Annotated in this window: 16 protein-coding genes and 1 pseudogene; 4 read left to right on the top strand and 13 right to left on the bottom strand. The window is 29.7% G+C overall.

What is annotated here, in order from left to right; all coding sequences use genetic code 11:
- On the top strand, positions 1-1,257 hold a 1,257-nt coding region (locus L8W64_RS06370; RefSeq protein WP_263673215.1), incomplete at its 5' end, for an autotransporter outer membrane beta-barrel domain-containing protein.
- 24 nt (positions 1,258-1,281) lie between these two features.
- Entirely contained in the window at positions 1,282-2,175 is an 894-nt protein-coding gene (gene sppA, locus L8W64_RS06365) for a signal peptide peptidase SppA (protein ID WP_263673213.1), read from the top strand.
- Here sppA and ribD read toward each other — a convergent pair.
- Positions 2,172-3,164, bottom strand: a complete 993-nt coding sequence (ribD, locus tag L8W64_RS06360) for a bifunctional diaminohydroxyphosphoribosylaminopyrimidine deaminase/5-amino-6-(5-phosphoribosylamino)uracil reductase RibD (RefSeq protein WP_263673211.1) — start codon at positions 3,162-3,164, stop codon at positions 2,172-2,174. The two genes, sppA and ribD, sit on opposite strands and share 4 nt — an antisense overlap.
- 103 nt (positions 3,165-3,267) lie before the next feature.
- Here ribD and L8W64_RS06355 point away from each other — a divergent pair, with 103 nt between their 5' ends.
- Positions 3,268-3,933, top strand: a complete 666-nt coding sequence (locus tag L8W64_RS06355; protein ID WP_181800989.1) for a BspA family leucine-rich repeat surface protein — start codon at positions 3,268-3,270, stop codon at positions 3,931-3,933.
- 94 nt (positions 3,934-4,027) lie between these two features.
- Here L8W64_RS06355 and L8W64_RS06350 read toward each other — a convergent pair.
- From L8W64_RS06350 to L8W64_RS06295, 12 genes and pseudogenes are all read right to left on the bottom strand, one after another.
- Positions 4,028-5,258, bottom strand: a pseudogene (locus tag L8W64_RS06350) (McrC family protein); the annotation flags it as partial.
- Positions 5,258-7,258, bottom strand: a complete 2,001-nt coding sequence (locus L8W64_RS06345) for an McrB family protein (protein WP_263662865.1) — start codon at positions 7,256-7,258, stop codon at positions 5,258-5,260. The pseudogene L8W64_RS06350 and the gene L8W64_RS06345, both read right to left, overlap by 1 nt.
- An 11-nt stretch (positions 7,259-7,269) precedes the next feature.
- Complete coding sequence (locus L8W64_RS06340; protein ID WP_263660738.1) at positions 7,270-7,557, bottom strand: hypothetical protein; 288 nt, start codon at positions 7,555-7,557, stop codon at positions 7,270-7,272.
- Positions 7,558-7,629: 72 nt separating this feature from the next.
- Positions 7,630-8,052, bottom strand: coding sequence for a ribosome maturation factor RimP (gene rimP / locus L8W64_RS06335; RefSeq protein WP_263673204.1), 423 nt, complete (start codon positions 8,050-8,052; stop codon positions 7,630-7,632).
- Positions 8,042-8,404, bottom strand: a complete 363-nt coding sequence (rbfA, locus tag L8W64_RS06330) for a 30S ribosome-binding factor RbfA (RefSeq protein WP_039617407.1) — start codon at positions 8,402-8,404, stop codon at positions 8,042-8,044. Before rbfA ends, rimP begins: the two co-directional genes overlap by 11 nt.
- On the bottom strand, positions 8,401-11,034 hold the full coding sequence (gene infB, locus L8W64_RS06325; RefSeq protein WP_263673203.1) for a translation initiation factor IF-2: 2,634 nt from the start codon (positions 11,032-11,034) through the stop codon (positions 8,401-8,403). The genes rbfA and infB overlap by 4 nt, the downstream gene beginning before the upstream one ends.
- Positions 11,015-11,281: a DUF448 domain-containing protein gene (locus L8W64_RS06320; RefSeq protein WP_133319640.1), complete on the bottom strand. Its 267-nt coding sequence runs from the start codon at positions 11,279-11,281 to the stop codon at positions 11,015-11,017. Before L8W64_RS06320 ends, infB begins: the two co-directional genes overlap by 20 nt.
- Positions 11,282-11,305: 24 nt before the next feature.
- Positions 11,306-12,184 carry a homoserine kinase gene (gene thrB / locus L8W64_RS06315; RefSeq protein ID WP_263659729.1) on the bottom strand — a complete coding sequence of 293 codons (879 nt, stop codon included), beginning with the start codon at positions 12,182-12,184 and terminating at the stop codon, positions 11,306-11,308.
- A gap of 8 nt (positions 12,185-12,192) precedes the next feature.
- Positions 12,193-12,600 (bottom strand): tRNA threonylcarbamoyladenosine biosynthesis protein TsaB, encoded by a 408-nt coding sequence (locus tag L8W64_RS06310; protein WP_263661653.1) that lies wholly within the window; start codon positions 12,598-12,600, stop codon positions 12,193-12,195.
- A 41-nt stretch (positions 12,601-12,641) separates the two neighbouring features.
- Positions 12,642-13,526, bottom strand: a complete 885-nt coding sequence (lpxC, locus tag L8W64_RS06305) for a UDP-3-O-acyl-N-acetylglucosamine deacetylase (protein WP_263660735.1) — start codon at positions 13,524-13,526, stop codon at positions 12,642-12,644.
- Between the two features lie 2 nt (positions 13,527-13,528).
- On the bottom strand, positions 13,529-14,908 hold the full coding sequence (locus tag L8W64_RS06300; protein ID WP_263728886.1) for a M23 family metallopeptidase: 1,380 nt from the start codon (positions 14,906-14,908) through the stop codon (positions 13,529-13,531).
- A gap of 76 nt (positions 14,909-14,984) precedes the next feature.
- Positions 14,985-15,812: a prephenate dehydrogenase gene (locus L8W64_RS06295; RefSeq protein ID WP_263659726.1), complete on the bottom strand. Its 828-nt coding sequence runs from the start codon at positions 15,810-15,812 to the stop codon at positions 14,985-14,987.
- Positions 15,813-15,889: 77 nt separating this feature from the next.
- Here L8W64_RS06295 and bamA point away from each other — a divergent pair, with 77 nt between their 5' ends.
- Positions 15,890-18,106 carry an outer membrane protein assembly factor BamA gene (bamA, locus tag L8W64_RS06290; protein ID WP_263673201.1) on the top strand — a complete coding sequence of 739 codons (2,217 nt, stop codon included), beginning with the start codon at positions 15,890-15,892 and terminating at the stop codon, positions 18,104-18,106.
- Positions 18,107-18,150 lie beyond the last annotated feature (44 nt).

The following is an 18,150-nucleotide window of genomic DNA, read 5'->3' as shown; positions in this document are numbered from 1 at the left end:
GAACCAAAACCTGAACCAAAACCTGAACCAAAACCTGAACCAAAACCTGAACCAAAACCTGAGCCAAAACCTGAGCATGATAACTCTCAAATAATAGTCAAGCCTATTATAAAAAACAATGCATATAATACTCAAAATAGCACCATAGGACAAGTATTAAGAAGCATTAGAATGATGGATAACTTAAATGAAAACTATAAAAATTATTTTATTTTACTAGATAATGCAGATAAAAAAATCGTTCAAAGTAGTCTAAAAAGCTTGGAATCAAATGATTATTTATCCAATTCAATCCAATTATTAAACACCTACAGTAATTTCGGACAAAATAACATGCTCTCGACTCTTAATCCAACTTTCATAAATACACCTATGGAGGATATTAGATTAGCTAGTAATACTTATCCGACAAATTTATTATATCAAAGTGATGTAGCTAATTTTAATTTTTATGATAATCAAACATATATCTTCCAAATGGGACCTAGTTTTAAAAAAATATATGGTAATGATTTTCATGGAAGCTCCTATGGACTCAATCTTAGCGTAGGAAAAGAAATTAATTCTTCAATGTTCGCAACGCATTTAAGTACTTCATATTCTAATGTTGATTTTTCAACATCTAATATCAAAACAAAAAACGCAAATTTATCAAGCAATTATATTTTGAATTTAGAAAATTTTAAAATTTTAAGCGGTATTGGCATAGGATTATACTCAAGCAACATGCAAAGATATATACTAAATTCAGATACTTTAAAAGGAACATATAATGGATTGATAACTTCTACCCAATTAGGTGTAGCAAAAGAATTTAGTTATAATAAAAATTTAAATTTAACTCCTTTGGTATATTTTAATTACAATTATTTTCAACAAAATGCATTTAGTGAAAGCGGTGGAATTTTTTCAAAATCTTACGATAGCATAAAACACAACAGCACATCTTTAGTTTTAGGGATTACTTCTTCTTATGTATTACCAAATTTAGATGAAAATAAAAATACTATAACAGGTTCTATATTGTATGAAAAAAGATTAACAGGAAAAAAGATAAGCAATAATGCAAATTTTATTGATTTTAAAAATCAAAAATTTAAACAATACTATGATTTAGATACTAACTTACTCAACATTAACCTTGGACTAAATTTCAAACCAAATAAAACATTCTTTTTTGATATAAAATTATTAAATGAAATTTATAAAAATCAGTATAATGTTAATTTGGTGTCAAATTTTGGATTTAATTTTTGATTAAACAACTTAAAAAGGAAAAGAATGCAGATTATAAAATCATTTTTTAAAGGAATTGGAAAAACCATTTCTTATATCAACACTTATTTTAAAACCTTTGTGTTTTTGTTTATCGTGTTTTTGATCCTTACTCCAAGCGGGGATAATGCCAAACTTTCTAATGCAAACCTAGCTCAAATTAATCTTAAAGGTGAAATTAGCGATGCGAGCAATCTTTTAGAACAAATTTACAAAGTCAAAGATGATAAAGCTATAAAAGGGGTTTTGCTTTTTATAGATAGTCCTGGTGGAGCTTTTGCACCAAGCATGGAAATAGCTTTAGCTATACAAGATCTTAAAGCTAAAAAACCTGTGGTAGTCTATGCAGGTGGAACTATAGCAAGTGGAAGCTACCTAAGCGCAGTAGGAGCTGATATGATCATCGCTAATCCTGCTAGCTTTGTAGGATCTATTGGGGTAATTATGCAAGGCTTTGAAGTAAGTGAGCTTGCACAAAAACTTGGTATAAATGAGCAAACCATCAAAGCAGGAAGCTATAAAGAAACAGGAACTTTCATGCGTAAATGGAGCAAAGATGAAAAAGACTTTTTGCAAAATTTAGCTAATCAAAGCTATGAGCTTTTCACACAATTTGTCGCTAAAAATCGCAAGCTAGATTTAAATCAAACAAGCTCATGGGCTGATGCGAAAGTATTTTTAGCAAATGAGGCTTTAAAATTAAAACTCATTGATAAAATAGGCAATTACGAGCAAGCCAAAAAAGAGTTAGAAAAACTAGCCAAAGTGCAAAACCCTATCTGGCAAAAAGAAGATGCTATAGATAAGTTTTTAAAACGATTAGAAGAGCAAAGTGCTAGCTTTTTTGCTAACACTTTAGCGCAATTTTTCACACAAGTAAGCTCACAAAAAATCTACTAAGATTTAATAATCTCATAAAATCCATAAGTATCATTTTCTAAAAAGCCTTTGTATAAAGGCTTTAGCTTTAAATCTAACTTAACATTTTCAAAGGTATTTAAATTCGAGCTTGAAAAAATCAAAAGCATATCTAACTCATCTTTAAAGGCTTTTAAAAAATTCTCCCCGCCCTCATACATGATGAGCTTTGCTTCACTAGGAATGCTTGTAAAAATTTCTCTTTCAGCTACGCTAAATAAAGGAATGTTTAAATCAAAACTTTCTAAATTTTGACGGCTTAGTATGCATAAATTTGGTGCTTTAGCTTGAGCTAGCCTTGCATCTAAAATAGGCCTATCATGCCTTATAGTTTCTCCACCTACTACTAGCAAATCAAGCTTTGAGCGTAATGCGTGAGCATAGGTTCTACTTGCTTTAGAACTTACGATTTTGCCATAAGCAGAGCCATTTAAAGAAAGAGCTAGTTTAAAAAATTTAAAACTTGATTTTTGCCATTTTAAAAAAGGTTTTAAAAGCTCTTTGGCTCTTTGCTCGCAAATTCCCATATGAACTTTTATACCCTGATCTTTTAAAAACTCTGCCCCACCGCTTGCAAGCTTATGCTCATCTTTAGTAGCGATAAAAACTTCACTAAAACCAAGCGTGCTAAAAAGTTTCGCACAAGGTGGGGTTTTACCCTGATGATTGCAAGGTTCTAAACTCACATAAGCACTAGCGCCTTTTAACAACCCCTGATGATTTTGACAAATAAACTCATGCAAATCGTTTGCATTTTGTGGTAAATCTAAATTTGGATTAAGTGCTTTTAAGGCTTTACTCACTGCTTCAAGTTCTGCATGAGCCTTGCCTGCTTCTTTGTGTGCTTCTATGCTTAAAATTTTGCCATTTTTGTCTAAGATCACACAACCTACGGCTGGATTGGGGTAGGTTAAAAGCTGATATTTCCAAGCTTCATCTATGACTAAATTCATATAAAATTCGTGATTCATATTGCCTTCTATAATTTTATTTTTAAAAATATAGCAAAATATATTAATCACTTATCAATAAATAATCAATATAATAAAATTAATATAATTAATTAGGAATAATATGATTTGGACTATCGTAGGAATAATGATATTTATACTTTTACTCTTAGCTTTTTGGAAATTATGGCTAGGTTTAGCTTTATTTATATTAATCCCAACACTCATAATTGGAGCAATCGTAGGAATAGGGCTTTTAATATACTATAATATCGATGTTGTTATGCTTGTCTTCTCTTTCATAATTGGTGCTATATTAATAATCGGAGCAATTCTTATAGGTATAGTATTTTTATATTATATTTACACGAAAATTTTATCTTTAAAAAATTATCACCCAAAAACAAAAGATGAGTTAAAAGAGTTGATTGAAGATGAAATTAATTTAAAAGATATAGACACCCGCTTTATCACAGATATGAGCGAATTATTTAAAAATTCTACAAGAAGTGATTTTAAAGGATTAAAATATTGGGATGTTTCAAATGTAAAAAACATGGCTTCAATGTTTGAAGGTTGTGAAAATTTTAATCAGGATTTATCGAGTTGGGATATTTCTAAAGTAAAAAATATGGATTTTATGTTTGAAAATTGCGTTAATTTTAATCAAGACTTATCTAATTGGGATACAAGTAAAGTTGATTATATGCATAAAATGTTTAGAAACTGCCATAAACTTGACAAAAGCATTGCGCAAAAATGGAAACTAGATCAAGATTACTTGTTTTAAAAAGGTAAAGGTGCAAAAAATACCTTAAGCTTTACATGTTCATCGCAAGCTTTTAAAAAACCTTGTGCTAAAAACTTAATATCTTTAGTTTTTAATTTCTCTCTTAAGTCAAAAGTTCTCTCGCATAGAGGATAAATAAGATAAATTTCCTTTATCTCGTATTTATTTGCATAAGCAAACATTTGGTATAAATCACTTTGCGATATGCCATGCTTTTTCTCATCTTCGTTATCATCTGGAATTTTCCATTTGGTATCTAATATCATTTTATTTTCTATATATAAATCAGGCTTTAACATAAAACATTTTTCATCATTTTTTGAAATTAGATACTTTCCATGACTTTGGGCTTTTATATTTTTACTAGGATTAGCAAGTTTAAACATATAAGCCACGTAGTTTTCAAAAAGTTTTTCCATAGGAAAAAGTAAAGCAAAGGCTTCGTTTTTACCTTTATATGGAGCAAAGCTTTGATTTTGTAAAAATATCTTACACCAAGAAAGTATATTTTCATAATAATCAAAATGTCTTGAAATTTTAAAACTAAAATCTTTTTCATAATTTGTAGAAAATTCTACCTCATCAAGCATTTGCATAGCTTTGATGATTTTAAATTTATTCAAGCTTGTTTTGGATTTTAAAAAATTTAATGTTGATTTTATCAAACGATTTGGTGCTATGTCTAAAACAAATTCATCGCTACTTGTGAAAAATCTTTCTTTGTGTATTAAATTTGATTTTATATGCTCATTGAATAGTAATTTTCCTTTTAAGAAAGCTCTGTTTTCTTCGCTACTTACATAAGATCTCATCAAACCTTTTTTATGCACACTATCAAATTCATCTAAAAACATCGTGATAAATACTTCAAACAAAGGCATTTTAGCAATTTGCAAAGATGAAATTTGAGACTTTTTAAAGGGAGAATTTTTTAAGGTTTTTAGCATGTTGATTAAAAGAATACTAGGATTAATCTCACAATCTTTTTTATAAAAATCATCATTTTTAGAGATATTTTCTAATTCGTAGTATTTTTTTAATTTTTCTTTATCATAATTTGAGGATTTATCTTCTTTTTTATAGCTATCCAAATTTGTACATTTTGGTAAGATCTCTAAAACACCGCTTTTAGTCTGTATAATGCCGATATAATTTTTAGCTTTTAAGGTATTTTTGTTTTTAAAGCCTAGAAGACTTTCATTATTTTTTGCAAAGTCTTCTAGCTCTTTATAAAATATTTCAGCTTTTTCTTTGAAAATTTCTTTTAAATCTTCTTTAGAAAAATCTTGGTATTCGATGATAGAAAAGGTGTTAATTGTTTTCATTATTCATATATTTTTTTAAAAGTAGCTTCATCCCATTTTTGACTATCACTAAACTTATAAATAACCTTATCACTTTCTATAAATTCTGTCATATTTTTTAAATAATCTTTATTTTCAACAATAACATTTTCCAACATACCATTTTTATTTAAAACTGCGTCAATCAAAGCATAATCATTATAAAAATACTCTTGCAATAATGGGATGATTTTATTTTGAAAAACATTTTTTAATTTCTCTAAATTCTCAATGCCTATAAAAAATGCATGTCCTATAGTCTTTTCTCTATCTAGCAAGTATTCTATGCGAGTATTAATAGCTTTTAATAATTCTTGCAAATTAACACCTTCGCAATTATCTGACAAAACATTAGGTTTAGGTATCATCTCGATAAATTCAAAGCGTCTTCGCAAAGCTGTATCAAGTGAAGTTATACTTCTATCAGCTGTATTCATAGTGCCTATGATATAAACATTTTTAGGCACTCCAAATTCATCTTTACTATAAGGCAAAGTTACCTTTAACTCTTCTTCTTTACCTATTCTTTTGCTAGGTTCTATTAAAGTGATAAGCTCACCAAAAATCTTACTTACATTACCACGATTAATCTCATCTATGATTATTATATAAGGTTTTAAAGAATTATCGTTGTTTTTCTTATTTTCATTCTTTGCAGTTGATTGTTTTTCATATGCTTTAAATTTTTTCACTAAATTAAAATAATAAGTATGAGTTCTATCGGCATAATCTCTATCAAATACTTTTTTAAACATTTCAGCGGCATTATTAAATTCATCTTTGTGTTTTAATAATTCCATAAATATAGATATACTTAAATTAAAATTTCCATCAAATCTCTCTACTCCTTCACTATAAATCATAACCGTTTTATCATTGATATCAACAACAAAGAAATTTCCACCCTTTGTTTTACCAATAGGCTCATTTGTTTCCAAAAGCCAATTTAAAAAATTTTCAACTTTTTCCTTTAATTCTATTTTTTTATTTAACTCATCTATATTTAAGATACTATTCTCATAATTATCCAAAGCTTTTTTACAAAGTTCTTTAAAAATTCCGTCTTTTATTTCGTATTCTACTTCCTTAGAATTTTCTTTGCTATCTATATGAGGCTTTATACCTTCTACAAATTCTTCATATCCATAGCTTTGATGAAAAGTAGTAAAAACTATTTGCCTATTTTTTACATATTCATCAAATTTTGCTTTTTTCTCATCTCTATCTTTATTTGCTAAATTTTCACCCAATATCTCCAAAGCTTTATCTATAGTATGATAAGTTTTTCCTGTCCCTGGAGGTCCATAAAGAATTTGATTTAAAGGTGGATTTTGATTTTCATTTGGTGTTTTTTTCATTTTCAAAAAATGCTCTTTGTAAAATTTTTCATTTTCACTTTGCTTAACTACACTAAGATTTGAGCTACTTAATATATCTCCAAATAATGGTTTAGCATATAAATCATCTTCATTTTTACTTAAAACACTATATTCTAAAAACCTATTTAAAGAATATAGCCCAACAGCATCAGCACTCGTTATAACTTTTATCTTTTGATTTTTTATTTCTACTTTAAATTCTTTCTCGCCGCCTCTTGTTTTCAAATACTTAACCATATCTTTTGAAACATAATTTTTATAAGCATTGACATATTTTACAAATTCCAAATAGTGAGAATTAATGCAAGCATGCGGACAACCTTTTCCGCTCTTAAAATTATATTCTTGTAATAATCCATCTTTCAGTTCAAATGACAAATTTATTAAAACTTCCATAGAGTTTATTTGAAATGTATCAAAATCATCTCTATTAACAATATTTAATCTTTTGCATTCTTTAATTGCATATTTTGCTGTATTGATATATTGATTAACAGTCTTTAATCTTTTTTCCAAAAATATTCTAAAAATTTTTTCGTTTGAGTTTTCTATTTGTGCTTGTATTTTATTTCCATTTGAAAAGTGAAATTCAACAACATTCATACTATTTTCCTTTAATCCACAATTGCAAAAAATTTACAATTTTTATAATATCTATAAAAATATTCACTATCTTTATGCATAGTTTTTAAATAATTAAAAACAGGCGAAGTCCATTTATAACCTTGACTTTTTGTATGAAATTCATCTATTAATTTATCATCTTGATAAACATATACACTCATGCCGCCATTTTTTACAACTGCTTCTTTAAATTCATCTTCATCTTTTGGAAAATGATAATACACATTGCCATTTTTATCTTTTTTGCTTATATTATAATCATATTTATTTTCAAGCATTATACGCCTTTTTGTTTTTGTATTTAAATTTAATTATACAAAAGATAAGTAAAAATTTAGATTTCTAAATTTTTACCATTGTATGAAAGTTTTAGCTTTTCTTATATCGCTAAAATTTATAGTAGTTTTTTCTTGAGTTTCTAAATTTTCTAAAGTGATATTTTCATCATCTACGGCGATGATTTTTGCTTCGATTTTTTCTTTTTCACTAGTTGTGATTTTTACAAGTTCGTTAATGCTTTTTGCAAAATGCTCTATTTTACTAAGTTTTCTCTCAAGCCCACAGCTTGATACTTCTAAAAAATACTCCCCACTCACAGGTGGCTCTACATCAAAAATAGGCGATAAAATCTCACTAAGCTTAGCACAATCATCAAGATTTACTCCACCTTCTTTTTGCACATAAATTCTATAAATCTTTCTACCATTTTCACTTACTAGCTCATCATCATAAAAGCTAAGCCCTGCTTCTTTACAAAGTGCTTCAAGATTCATTTTGTTCCTTTTTGATTTTTTCAAATAAAGCATCCATATGATTTTGATACTCTAATCTATCATCAAATTTAAAGTGAAAATTCGGACATCTATACCACCCTTGCTCGCTCATGCAGTAATTTTGCAAAGCACGGGCGGCTTTTTTGAGTTGGTTGAGTATGATTTCTTGCTCTTGGGTATTAAAAAACATTTTATCTAAATACACAAAAGCATCGTATCTGCCTTTTTTACACTCTACATCCACTACGCACAAATTTTTTAAAGCTTCGTTGTCTAAATTTGCTAAAGCTTCTGGTATAAGTTCTTTTAAAATGCTTTCTGTGCGTAGCTTTTTGATTTCGGCTGGGTTCATAGGCTTACTTGTTCCTCAACTTCTTTGTAACTTTCTATATAATCCCCCACTCTCATATCATTACAACCTTCTATGCCTACACCGCATTCATAGCCTTTTGCAACTTCTCTTACATCATCTTTAAAGCGTTTGAGCGAGCTTACATTACCTTCAAATACCACAACCCCATCTCTAATGAGCCTGATTTTCGCGCCACGATTGATCGTGCCTTCTGTCACCATACAACCTGCGATTTGGCCTAATTTTGGCACATTGATCACTTGGCGAATTTCAGCTTGACCAAGTTGCTCTTCGGAGATAATAGGACTCATCATACCGCCTAGTAAGGCTTTTACATCATCAAGCAAATTGTAAATAACATTATAAGTTTTTATCTCTACGCCTTTATCTTTGGCACGCTCTTTAATCTCACCAGTTGGGCGTATATTAAAGCCTAAAACGATAGAGTTTTCACTCGCACTTGCAAGCTCTATATCACTTTGAGTAATCCCACCTACTCCACTATGGATGATATTAACCTTAATCTCATCGTTTTTAAGTTTTTCTAAACTAGCCTTAATCGCTTCAAGTGAACCTTGCACATCTGCTTTTAAGATCACAGGAAGGGCTTTTAAATTACCTTCTTTGATTTTTGCACCAAGCTCATCTATACTTACTTTAGTGGATTTGCTTAGTTCTTTTTGACGATTGTATTCATGGCGTTTATTAGCATATTCTCTTGCTTGCTTATCGCTATCTACAGCTATTAAAGTTTCTCCTGCATCGGCTACTTCACTAAGACCTATGATCACCCCGCACTCACCTGGACCTATTTCTTTTAAAGCTTTGCCTTGATCATCACTCATAGCACGCACTTTACCATAAGCTTCCCCTGCTACGACTGTATTTCCTACCCTTAAAGTACCATTTTGCACGATGATAGTAGCCACAGGACCTCTACCTTTTTGCACTGAAGATTCTATAATACTTGCTTTAGCATGGGCTTTTGGATTTGCTTTAAGCTCTAAAATATCAGCTTGTAATAATACAATTTCAAGTAAATCCTCTATACCATCACCTTTTTTAGCTGAAACTGGCACAAATTCATGGCTTCCACCCCATTCTACTGGCATGATGTCCATTTCTGCTAGTTGGGTTTTTACCATGTCAGGATTTGCGTTTTCTTTATCCATTTTATTAATAGCAATGATGATAGGCACATTAGCTGCTTTTGCATGATTGATCGCCTCTTTAGTTTGTGGTTTTACCCCATCATCTGCAGCTACTACGATAATAACAATATCCGTTATACTAGCTCCCCTTGCACGCATAGCAGTAAATGCCTCATGGCCTGGAGTATCGATAAAAGTGATTTTTCTACCATTTTTTTCCACCATATAAGCGCCCACATGCTGAGTAATCCCACCTGCTTCGCCACTTGCAATGCGTGATTTTCTTATATAATCAAGCAAAGAAGTCTTACCATGATCAACATGCCCCATAATAGTAATAACCGGAGCTCTTTGGCTTAAATTTTCTTCTGTTTGATTTTCATCATAATCTTTTACATAATCAAACTCATCAGCCTCATCAATGATATTAATCTCCACTCCAAATTCAGCAGCAAGAATTTCTATAGCATCCTCATCTAAAAAGTCATTTTTAGTTGTCATCATACCAAGCATGAAAAGTTTAGAGATAACTTCTCCGGTGTTTTTACCAAGTTTTTCAGCAAATTCATACACACGAATTTCTTTAGGTATGCTTACACTTGTTATAGCTTCACTTTCTTTTTTCTCTACCTTTTTAGGTGGTTTTTTACGACTTCTTCTTTGTATACCACCCTCGCCAAATGGGTTGATAGAGTTATTTAAAGATTGCTTTAAAATATTTGGTTGTTTTTTGTTTGATGGTTGTGCTGGTTTGTTTTCTTTTACACTAAAATCAGGTAAAACTACCATATCGTCATCTTCTAAAGAAATATCAGCAAAGTCTTTATCTCCTAAAAGATCCATTTTAGTAGTGTTTTCTTTTTTACTTGTCGCAGGATGATTTTTCTTTTCTTTTTTCTTTCTTTTTAAATTCTCATCTGAATTTGAAAAAATCATACTAAGGCTCAAGCCTTGAGTATTTTGTATATTAGATTTTTCTCCATTGTTTGTTTGGTTTTCTTTGCTTTCTTCTTTTTTCTTTTTAACGATAACTAAACCTCTTCTTTTAGCTAAATTTAAATTAGAGCCTAGTTTTTCATCGAATTTAATTTCTTCTTTTTTTTCCTCTAATGCTTCATTTTTAATAGGATTTTCAGGTTGCTTTTCTTCTTTTTTACTTTCTTCTTTCTTTTCATTTGTTGTTTTAACAGGAGTTTTTGTTTCTTTTTTAGTAGTTTTTTTCTCTTCTTTTTTGTTTTCTTCTTTTTTAGTAGTAGTTTTGTTAGTCGCACTTTCTTTTTTAGGCTTTGCCACTTTTTTTACCACATCTAGTATTTCACCTGATTGTACATATTGATAAATCGCTTCTGCGATTTCAGAAGATACTTTTTTGTTAGGGGATTTTATATCCTCTAAGCCTATTTCATTGGCTTTTTCTATAATTTCTTTACTAGTATATCCTAACTCTTGAGCGATTTCGCTAATCTTTACATCTGTCATTAAAAAATATCTCCTTTAAATCCTGCTGATTTATACTGCCATAAAAATTGCCTTTGCAAGCTCTCATAAAAGCCTTTTGCAATGTTTTTTCATCTTTTTCAAAACATGGATTACAAATATATAAACTCCTACCAAATTCCACTTTAGTGATAATTTGAGAATTTTTTATTTGAAATTGATGCAAACTTTGCTTTTCATAACGACCTTTGCAAACAATGCACATTCTAATGGGTATATGGTTTTTCAAAATTATATCTTTTTTTTGGAATTTTTAGCAAATTTTAAAGCCCTCATCATCAAATTCTAAAAGCTCAACTCTAAATTTAGCAAATTTATTTTTGATTTTTTCTTTGATTTGTTTAGCATCATCTTTATAAGCTAGAGTGAAAAAACTCGAACCTGAGCCTGAAAGCGTGCTCATGAGAGCATTATTATCTAAAGCTAATTTTTGTACTTCAAAAAGCTCAGGTAAAAGTTTCATTCTTTGATTTTGATGAAGTTTGTCTAAACTTGCATATTTCAACATGTCATATTTTTTTTCTAAAAAACAAGCTGTTAAAAATGAAGCATGACAAAGATTAAAAACAGCATCTTCTAGATTAATTTTTTTAGCTAAAACTGTTCTTGATTTTTGAGTATTCATCGCTACATTTGGTATAGTTATAACAGCTTGTAAGTCTTTATCTACTTCTTTTTTTATAGCTAAGACTTTTTGATTGTGATTTAATGCACACACAAAACCTCCAAGAGCTGCTGGAGCTATGTTATCTGGATGATTTTCATATTTTAAAGCTTCATTTAAAATGATATTTTTATCTGCTTTAAATCCGCTTAATTCATAAGCACAAGCAATAGCTCCAATTATTACAGCAGAAGAACTTCCCATACCTCTTGCTAAAGGGATATTATTTTGAAAAACAAAACGAAAATTATCTTTTTTACCGCTAAGTCTTTGATAAATTTCATAAAAAATATTAACAAAAGTATTATTTTTTTTAAGATAGATATTATTTTCACCTTCTCCATGTATGTTAATACTAAAAAATTTAGATTTTTCAACTATAGTTTGATTAAAATGTTTTAAACTCAAGCCCAAACAATCAAAACCAGGACCTAAATTTGCACTTGTCGCAGGAACTAAAATTTTCATTTTTTACCTTAATTAATTGCATCTAAAACATAAAAAGGTGTATTTTCTTTGCTTAAATTTAAACCTTTTAAACTTTGAGGCATAAAAAAACTTCCTGCTTGTGTCTTCTCTAAAATAATTTCACCATTGTCTTTTTTTACAAAACATAAATGTTTGTTTGCAGGTATAGGAGTGTTGTTATTTAACTCAAAAGCACCGATTGCTTTTAAAGGAATGTTTTTGACTATGGCTAATGTCTCAAAAGAAACATAAGAAATCTTTATACCCATGTAAGAACCTGGCCCATGTACATAAATAAGCTTTTCAAACTCATATTGTGAAAGTAATTCTTGCAATATTTTTGGTAAAACCTCGCTAACTTTTAAATCACTTTCAATGGTATTTAACAATAAATCATTTTCATAAATACCAAGCATTAAAGGTTTTGCTATGGCATTTAAAAGCAAAGTAACCTTTTTTATGCAAAAACCTTTTCGTAAACCTTATGTGTGCTTTTTTCTAAGCTTACCACTTCATAGGTACTAGGATCTTTTAAAAGTTCTTTAGTTAAAAGATGATTAAGCTTGTGTGAACCTGCATAAGAAGTATAATCTCCAAAAACTCTACATCCAAGCAAGGTTAAATCCCCAATAGCGTCTAAAATTTTATGACGCACAAATTCATCCTTAAAGCGCAAACCTTCAGGATTTAAAATACGATTATCATCAATCACAACAGCATTTTCTAGGCTTCCACCAAGACCTAAATTCATAGCTCTTAAAGCTTGAACATCTTTTAAAAATCCAAAAGTTCTTGCTCTTGCTATTTGCTCTATGTAGTTTTGTTTGCTAAATTCAAAACAATAATTTTGTTTGCCTATAATAGGATTATCAAATTCGATTGTATAGTTTATAATAGGCATATCCGTAGGACTTAAACGCACAAATTTATTGCCTTCTTTTACTTCTACACTTTTTTTAATCACTAAAATTTTTTTTGCCGCATCAAGCTCTTTTATACCTGCTTCTTCAAGCATCATACAAAAACCTATACTGCTACCATCCATTACAGGAGCTTCGTTTGCGTCTAAAACTATACGCACATTATCAATACCATAAGCATTAATTGCGCTCATTAAATGTTCTATAGTAGAAACATAACCCCTATGATCGCCTATTACAGTAGCCATTTGTGTATCGATGACATTTTCAGGCTTTGCTTCATAAGAAATTCCCAAATCACTTCTATAAAACACTATACCACTACCAGCTTCTAATGGCTCTAATTTTATACTAATAGGCTCACCCTTGTGCAAACCTATACCAACACCTTTAACTTCTTTTGCTATTGTTGTTTGATTCATTTTTATTCACTCAAAATTCTTTTTTTGCTTGATTCTAATACATTATAGATATTTTCTTTTATCCATTTTGCATCTTGCCATTGCTCAGGACGCACTTCAACACCTTGCACCAAAACACCAAAATGCACATGATCTCCAAGCGCTAAGCCTGTAGTACCTGTAGTGCCTATAACATCACCTGCTCTAACTCTATCGCCCACATTTACATCCACATTAGTGCAATGTCCATAAAGAGTATAAATCCCAAAACCATGATAAATAATAATATTTAGTCCATAAATTCCATTTTCTTGTACAAATACCACTTCACCATCATTATTGCTAATGATAGGCGCTTCTTTTACACTTGCTAAATCAAGCCCCATGTGATAAGAGCTACTAAATGCTTGATTATTATAAGAATAAAACCTATGATCAGCATAATCAGCTACTTTTTGGCCATTTTTTAAAGGCTTGAAAAGATTGACTTTAAAATTATTAATCATAGTATCAGGAACTTTACTCGTAATATCATGAATGATAACTTCATTAGAAGCTCTTAAGTCCTCATTAACAAATTTAAATTTTTCTAGCCTGCTTAACTCTCTGTCTTTTGGAGCATATTTTTGTGCTAAAAATTCAATCTTTCCATCTAAAAATCTATCACTTACTTTTATATTTGATACACGGTATTTTTTATTGGTAAAATAATATCTAATTCTTTGTTTGTTTACATTACCTGCTTTATCTACTGCTACTACATAAGCTCTAAAATGCTCATCGGTTGCCTCCCAAGGAATCAAAGCAGCATAATATCCTTCTTTCACATAAGGAGTTGCTTTAAAAATTTTGTCTTTATCAGTTGTGACATAAACTTCTTGTAAATTCTCATCACTTGCTTTAAATACCACACTACCTACTCCACCTTGTTCGATTTGATAAGAATTGTCTAAAATTTCTACAAATGGTTTTTTGGTATCAATGATAACTTTCACTTCTTTAAGCGCTTGATTTCCTAAAAAGAAATTCCAAAAACTACTATCACTTGCTTCTATTACAAGCTTATAAGAATCAACATTTTCTTTATAAGCTGGTTTTGGTAGTTTTAAATCAAAATGGACACTTTTTTTATTACCTTTAACATGTTCATTAACAAGCATTTCACCATTTAATTCATTTGCTTTAAATAGTGTGACTTTAACATCTTTTAAAACGCTTTCATCGCTTATTTCTATAGATATAGGATCTGTTAAATTGCTATAAATAATATCTGATTTTGTTTGGATTAATGGAGGATTTTTTTCAAACAGCTTTGTATTTAACACAAAAACCCCAAAGGCTAAAAGTATTAAAAAAACTAGAAAAATCCATTTTTTATTTGATCTTTTACGCGTAAAAACCATATTCTCCACTTTCATTGTATAATTTTTGTAAAAATATATTATGCTTTAGCAAATTAAGAGTAAATTATAAAAAATTTTATAGAATTTCTCTTAACTTATTTGCACTTTTAATCCAAGCTTCAAGTTCATTTATATCACATTTTTCTATCATTTTTTTACACTCTTGTAATTCTTTTTGAAATAAATCAATAGAATTTAATAAATTTTGTTTGTTTTGTTCAAAAATACCGCTCCACATTTGAGGGTTTGATTTTGCAATTCTACACATATCTTTAAAAGAAGGACCTCCTAGGTGGGCTATATTTTTTTTATTTTCTTCTTTCATCACAAAATTTGCCAAGGAAAAACTAATCACATGCGGTAAGTGTGAAATGATAGAAGCATGATGATCATGCGCGATACTATCCATAAATACAAGCTTCATTCCTAAATCTGAAAAAATTTCTATAGCCCTTTTTTGATGAATATGATCAGCATTTTGCACATCACATAAAACACAAACTGCATTTTTATATAAGTCTTTTATAGCTGCATTTGGACCGCTATTTTCTGTTCCTGCCATAGGATGAGCTGCGATAAATTGACTTTGTAAATCAGATGGTAAATTTTTAATAATTTCTTCTTTTGTACTTCCAAGCTCAATGATAGTGCAATCTTTAGAAATATCTTGAAATTCTTTTAAAATTTTTACAATAGCTCTTACAGGGATAGCTAAAAAAATTACATCACATTTTTTTAACTCTTCAAATGAAACAATTTTATCTATTAATTTTCGCTCTAGCGCGATTTGTTCAAATTCTTTGTTTATATCATATCCGCAAACTAAATCTATTAATTTATTCTCTCTCAAGCTAAGGCCCAAAGATCCACCTATTAAGCCAAGTCCGATTATACCTACTTTCATAAATTTTCCTTAAAAAGCATTAGTTAAAAATATTTTGGTATTATAACGATTTTGTATATAAAAATTTAGGTAAAATGATGAAAAAATGGTTTGTTTTCTTTGCACTCTCAAGTTCTTTATGTGCAGCTACGATTAAAGATATAAAATTTGAAGGCTTATCGCAACTTTCTAAAGAAAGTGCTATTGCGATTTCTAAATTAAAAATAGGACAAAAAATCGATCCTGCTAGTATAGATACAGCAATTAAAAACCTTTTTGATAGAAATTATTTTAAAGATATAGTAGTAGAAGAAAAAAATGGGGTGCTAATTTTTAAAGTAATAGAAAAACCTTCCATTGGAAAAATAGACATTCAAGGTATAGCAAGTAATGATAGAAAACAAATAGAAAGTCTTGTTGGTTTAAAACCTGGAATTTTATATGATGAAAATTCAGCTAAAGACGCAGCTGAAAAAATCAAACTTTTTTATCAAGCCAAAGGTTTTTATGATACTGTTGTAGAAATCAAAGATGAAAAATTAAGTAATTCAAGCTCATTAAAACTTACTTTTGTTGTAAATCGTGGGGAAAATATCATCATAGAAAAAGTACATTTAAGTGGTGCAAAAAATTTAAGTTATTCAGATATTGAACCTGCGGTAGCAAATAAACAAAGAGAAGCCCTAGGCTGGATGTGGGGCTTTAATGATGGTAAGCTTAAAATCTTTGATCTTGCAAATGATAGCTCAAGAATTTCAGATGTATATTTAAAAGAAGGTTATCTTGATGTGAGCGTATCTCCTGCTTTTTTAAATACTTATACAGATACTTATCAAGCTGATTTAACTTATTTTATCAACGAGGGTGAGGTTTATAAAGTTAAAGGGATTAAAATTTTTAATCCTATTTTTAGTGATGAAGAAAATGAAGCTTTAGCAAATGATTTAAAATTAAGTGTTGGAAAAATAGTTAATATAGAAAAACTAAGAGAAGATATAAAAACTATAGAAACAAAGACAGCTGATTTGGGTTATGCTTTTGTACAGGTTATACCTGATATACAAAAAGATAAAGAAAACCATGAAGCTATGATTATTTTTAAAGTCATACCTAATGAAAAAGTATATGTTAGAAATGTTGAAATTTCAGGTAATACTAAAACAGTTGATAGGGTTATTCGTAGAGAGCTTTATCTAACCGAAGGCAATCTTTATAATAGAACTGATTTAATAGACTCAAGAAATGCTCTAAGAAGAACTGCATATTTTGAAAATGTAGATATTAAAGAACAAAGAGTAGATGATACACATATTGATTTGATAGTAGAAGTCAAAGAAGCTTCAACTGGAGCTATTTCAGGTGGTATTGGTTATGGAACTAGTGATGGAATTTTACTTAGTGCTTCATTATCTGATGCAAATATCTTAGGCTCTGGCATGAAGGGAAGTGTAAGTATAGACAAAGGCGATGATACACTTTCAGGTAGAATATCTTTAAGAAATCCTAGAGTAAATGATAGTGATTATTCTCTTGGAGGATCATTATATTCAGATCGTTTAGAATGGGATAGTTATGATGAGAGAAACTATGGTTTTGATATAAGTGTTGGTAAAACTTTGGGAAGATATACAAGTATAGATTTAACTTACAATCTTGAGCAAAGTGATATTTATCATTTGAGTGATCGCTTAATCGCTCAAGGATATAAACTTGGTAAAACTTACAAAAGCTCTATCACTCCTTCAATAGTATTTAACAATACAGATGATTATTATCTACCAAGATCAGGTTTTATCGCTTCAACCTCACTTGAATATGCAGGCTTAGGTGGAGATCAAGAATTTATAAGCTCTACTACTAAATTTAATTATTATCAAGGCTTAGAAGAATTTATAGGTTGGGATTTGATTTATCGCTATAAAGCAAGTTTTTATAAGGTATGGGATCAAGGTTATTTACCTATCAATGAAAAATTATACCTTGGAGGCATAGGAACTATTAGAGGTTTTGATAGAAGAAGCGTGAGTCCTAAAAACAAATGGGGTGATGAAACAGGTGGTACAGTGGCTTTTGCAAATTCTGTAGAGCTTAGTTTTCCAATCTTTGATAGAATCAAACTAAGAGGAAGTGTGTTTTTTGACTATGGTGCCATAGGTGAGAGTTCTTTAAGTCAAATTCAAAGATGGAGCACAGGTGTTGGCTTTGAGTGGCTAACCCCACTAGGTGCTTTAAATTTAGTTTTTGCTAAACCATTTAACACCAATTCAAAAGACGACTTAAGCAAATTCGAGTTTATGTTGGGTGCAAGATTTTAAAAATACTAAAATCTTGCTATAATTTTGAAATTTTATTTTAGGTA

It is taken from the genome of Campylobacter sp. IFREMER_LSEM_CL1097 (assembly GCF_025772225.1).
In the GTDB taxonomy this organism is placed as follows: domain Bacteria; phylum Campylobacterota; class Campylobacteria; order Campylobacterales; family Campylobacteraceae; genus Campylobacter_D; species Campylobacter_D lari_D.
Note: the sequence above shows the minus strand (reverse complement) of the source record. Positions and strands in the feature narration are given on the sequence as shown.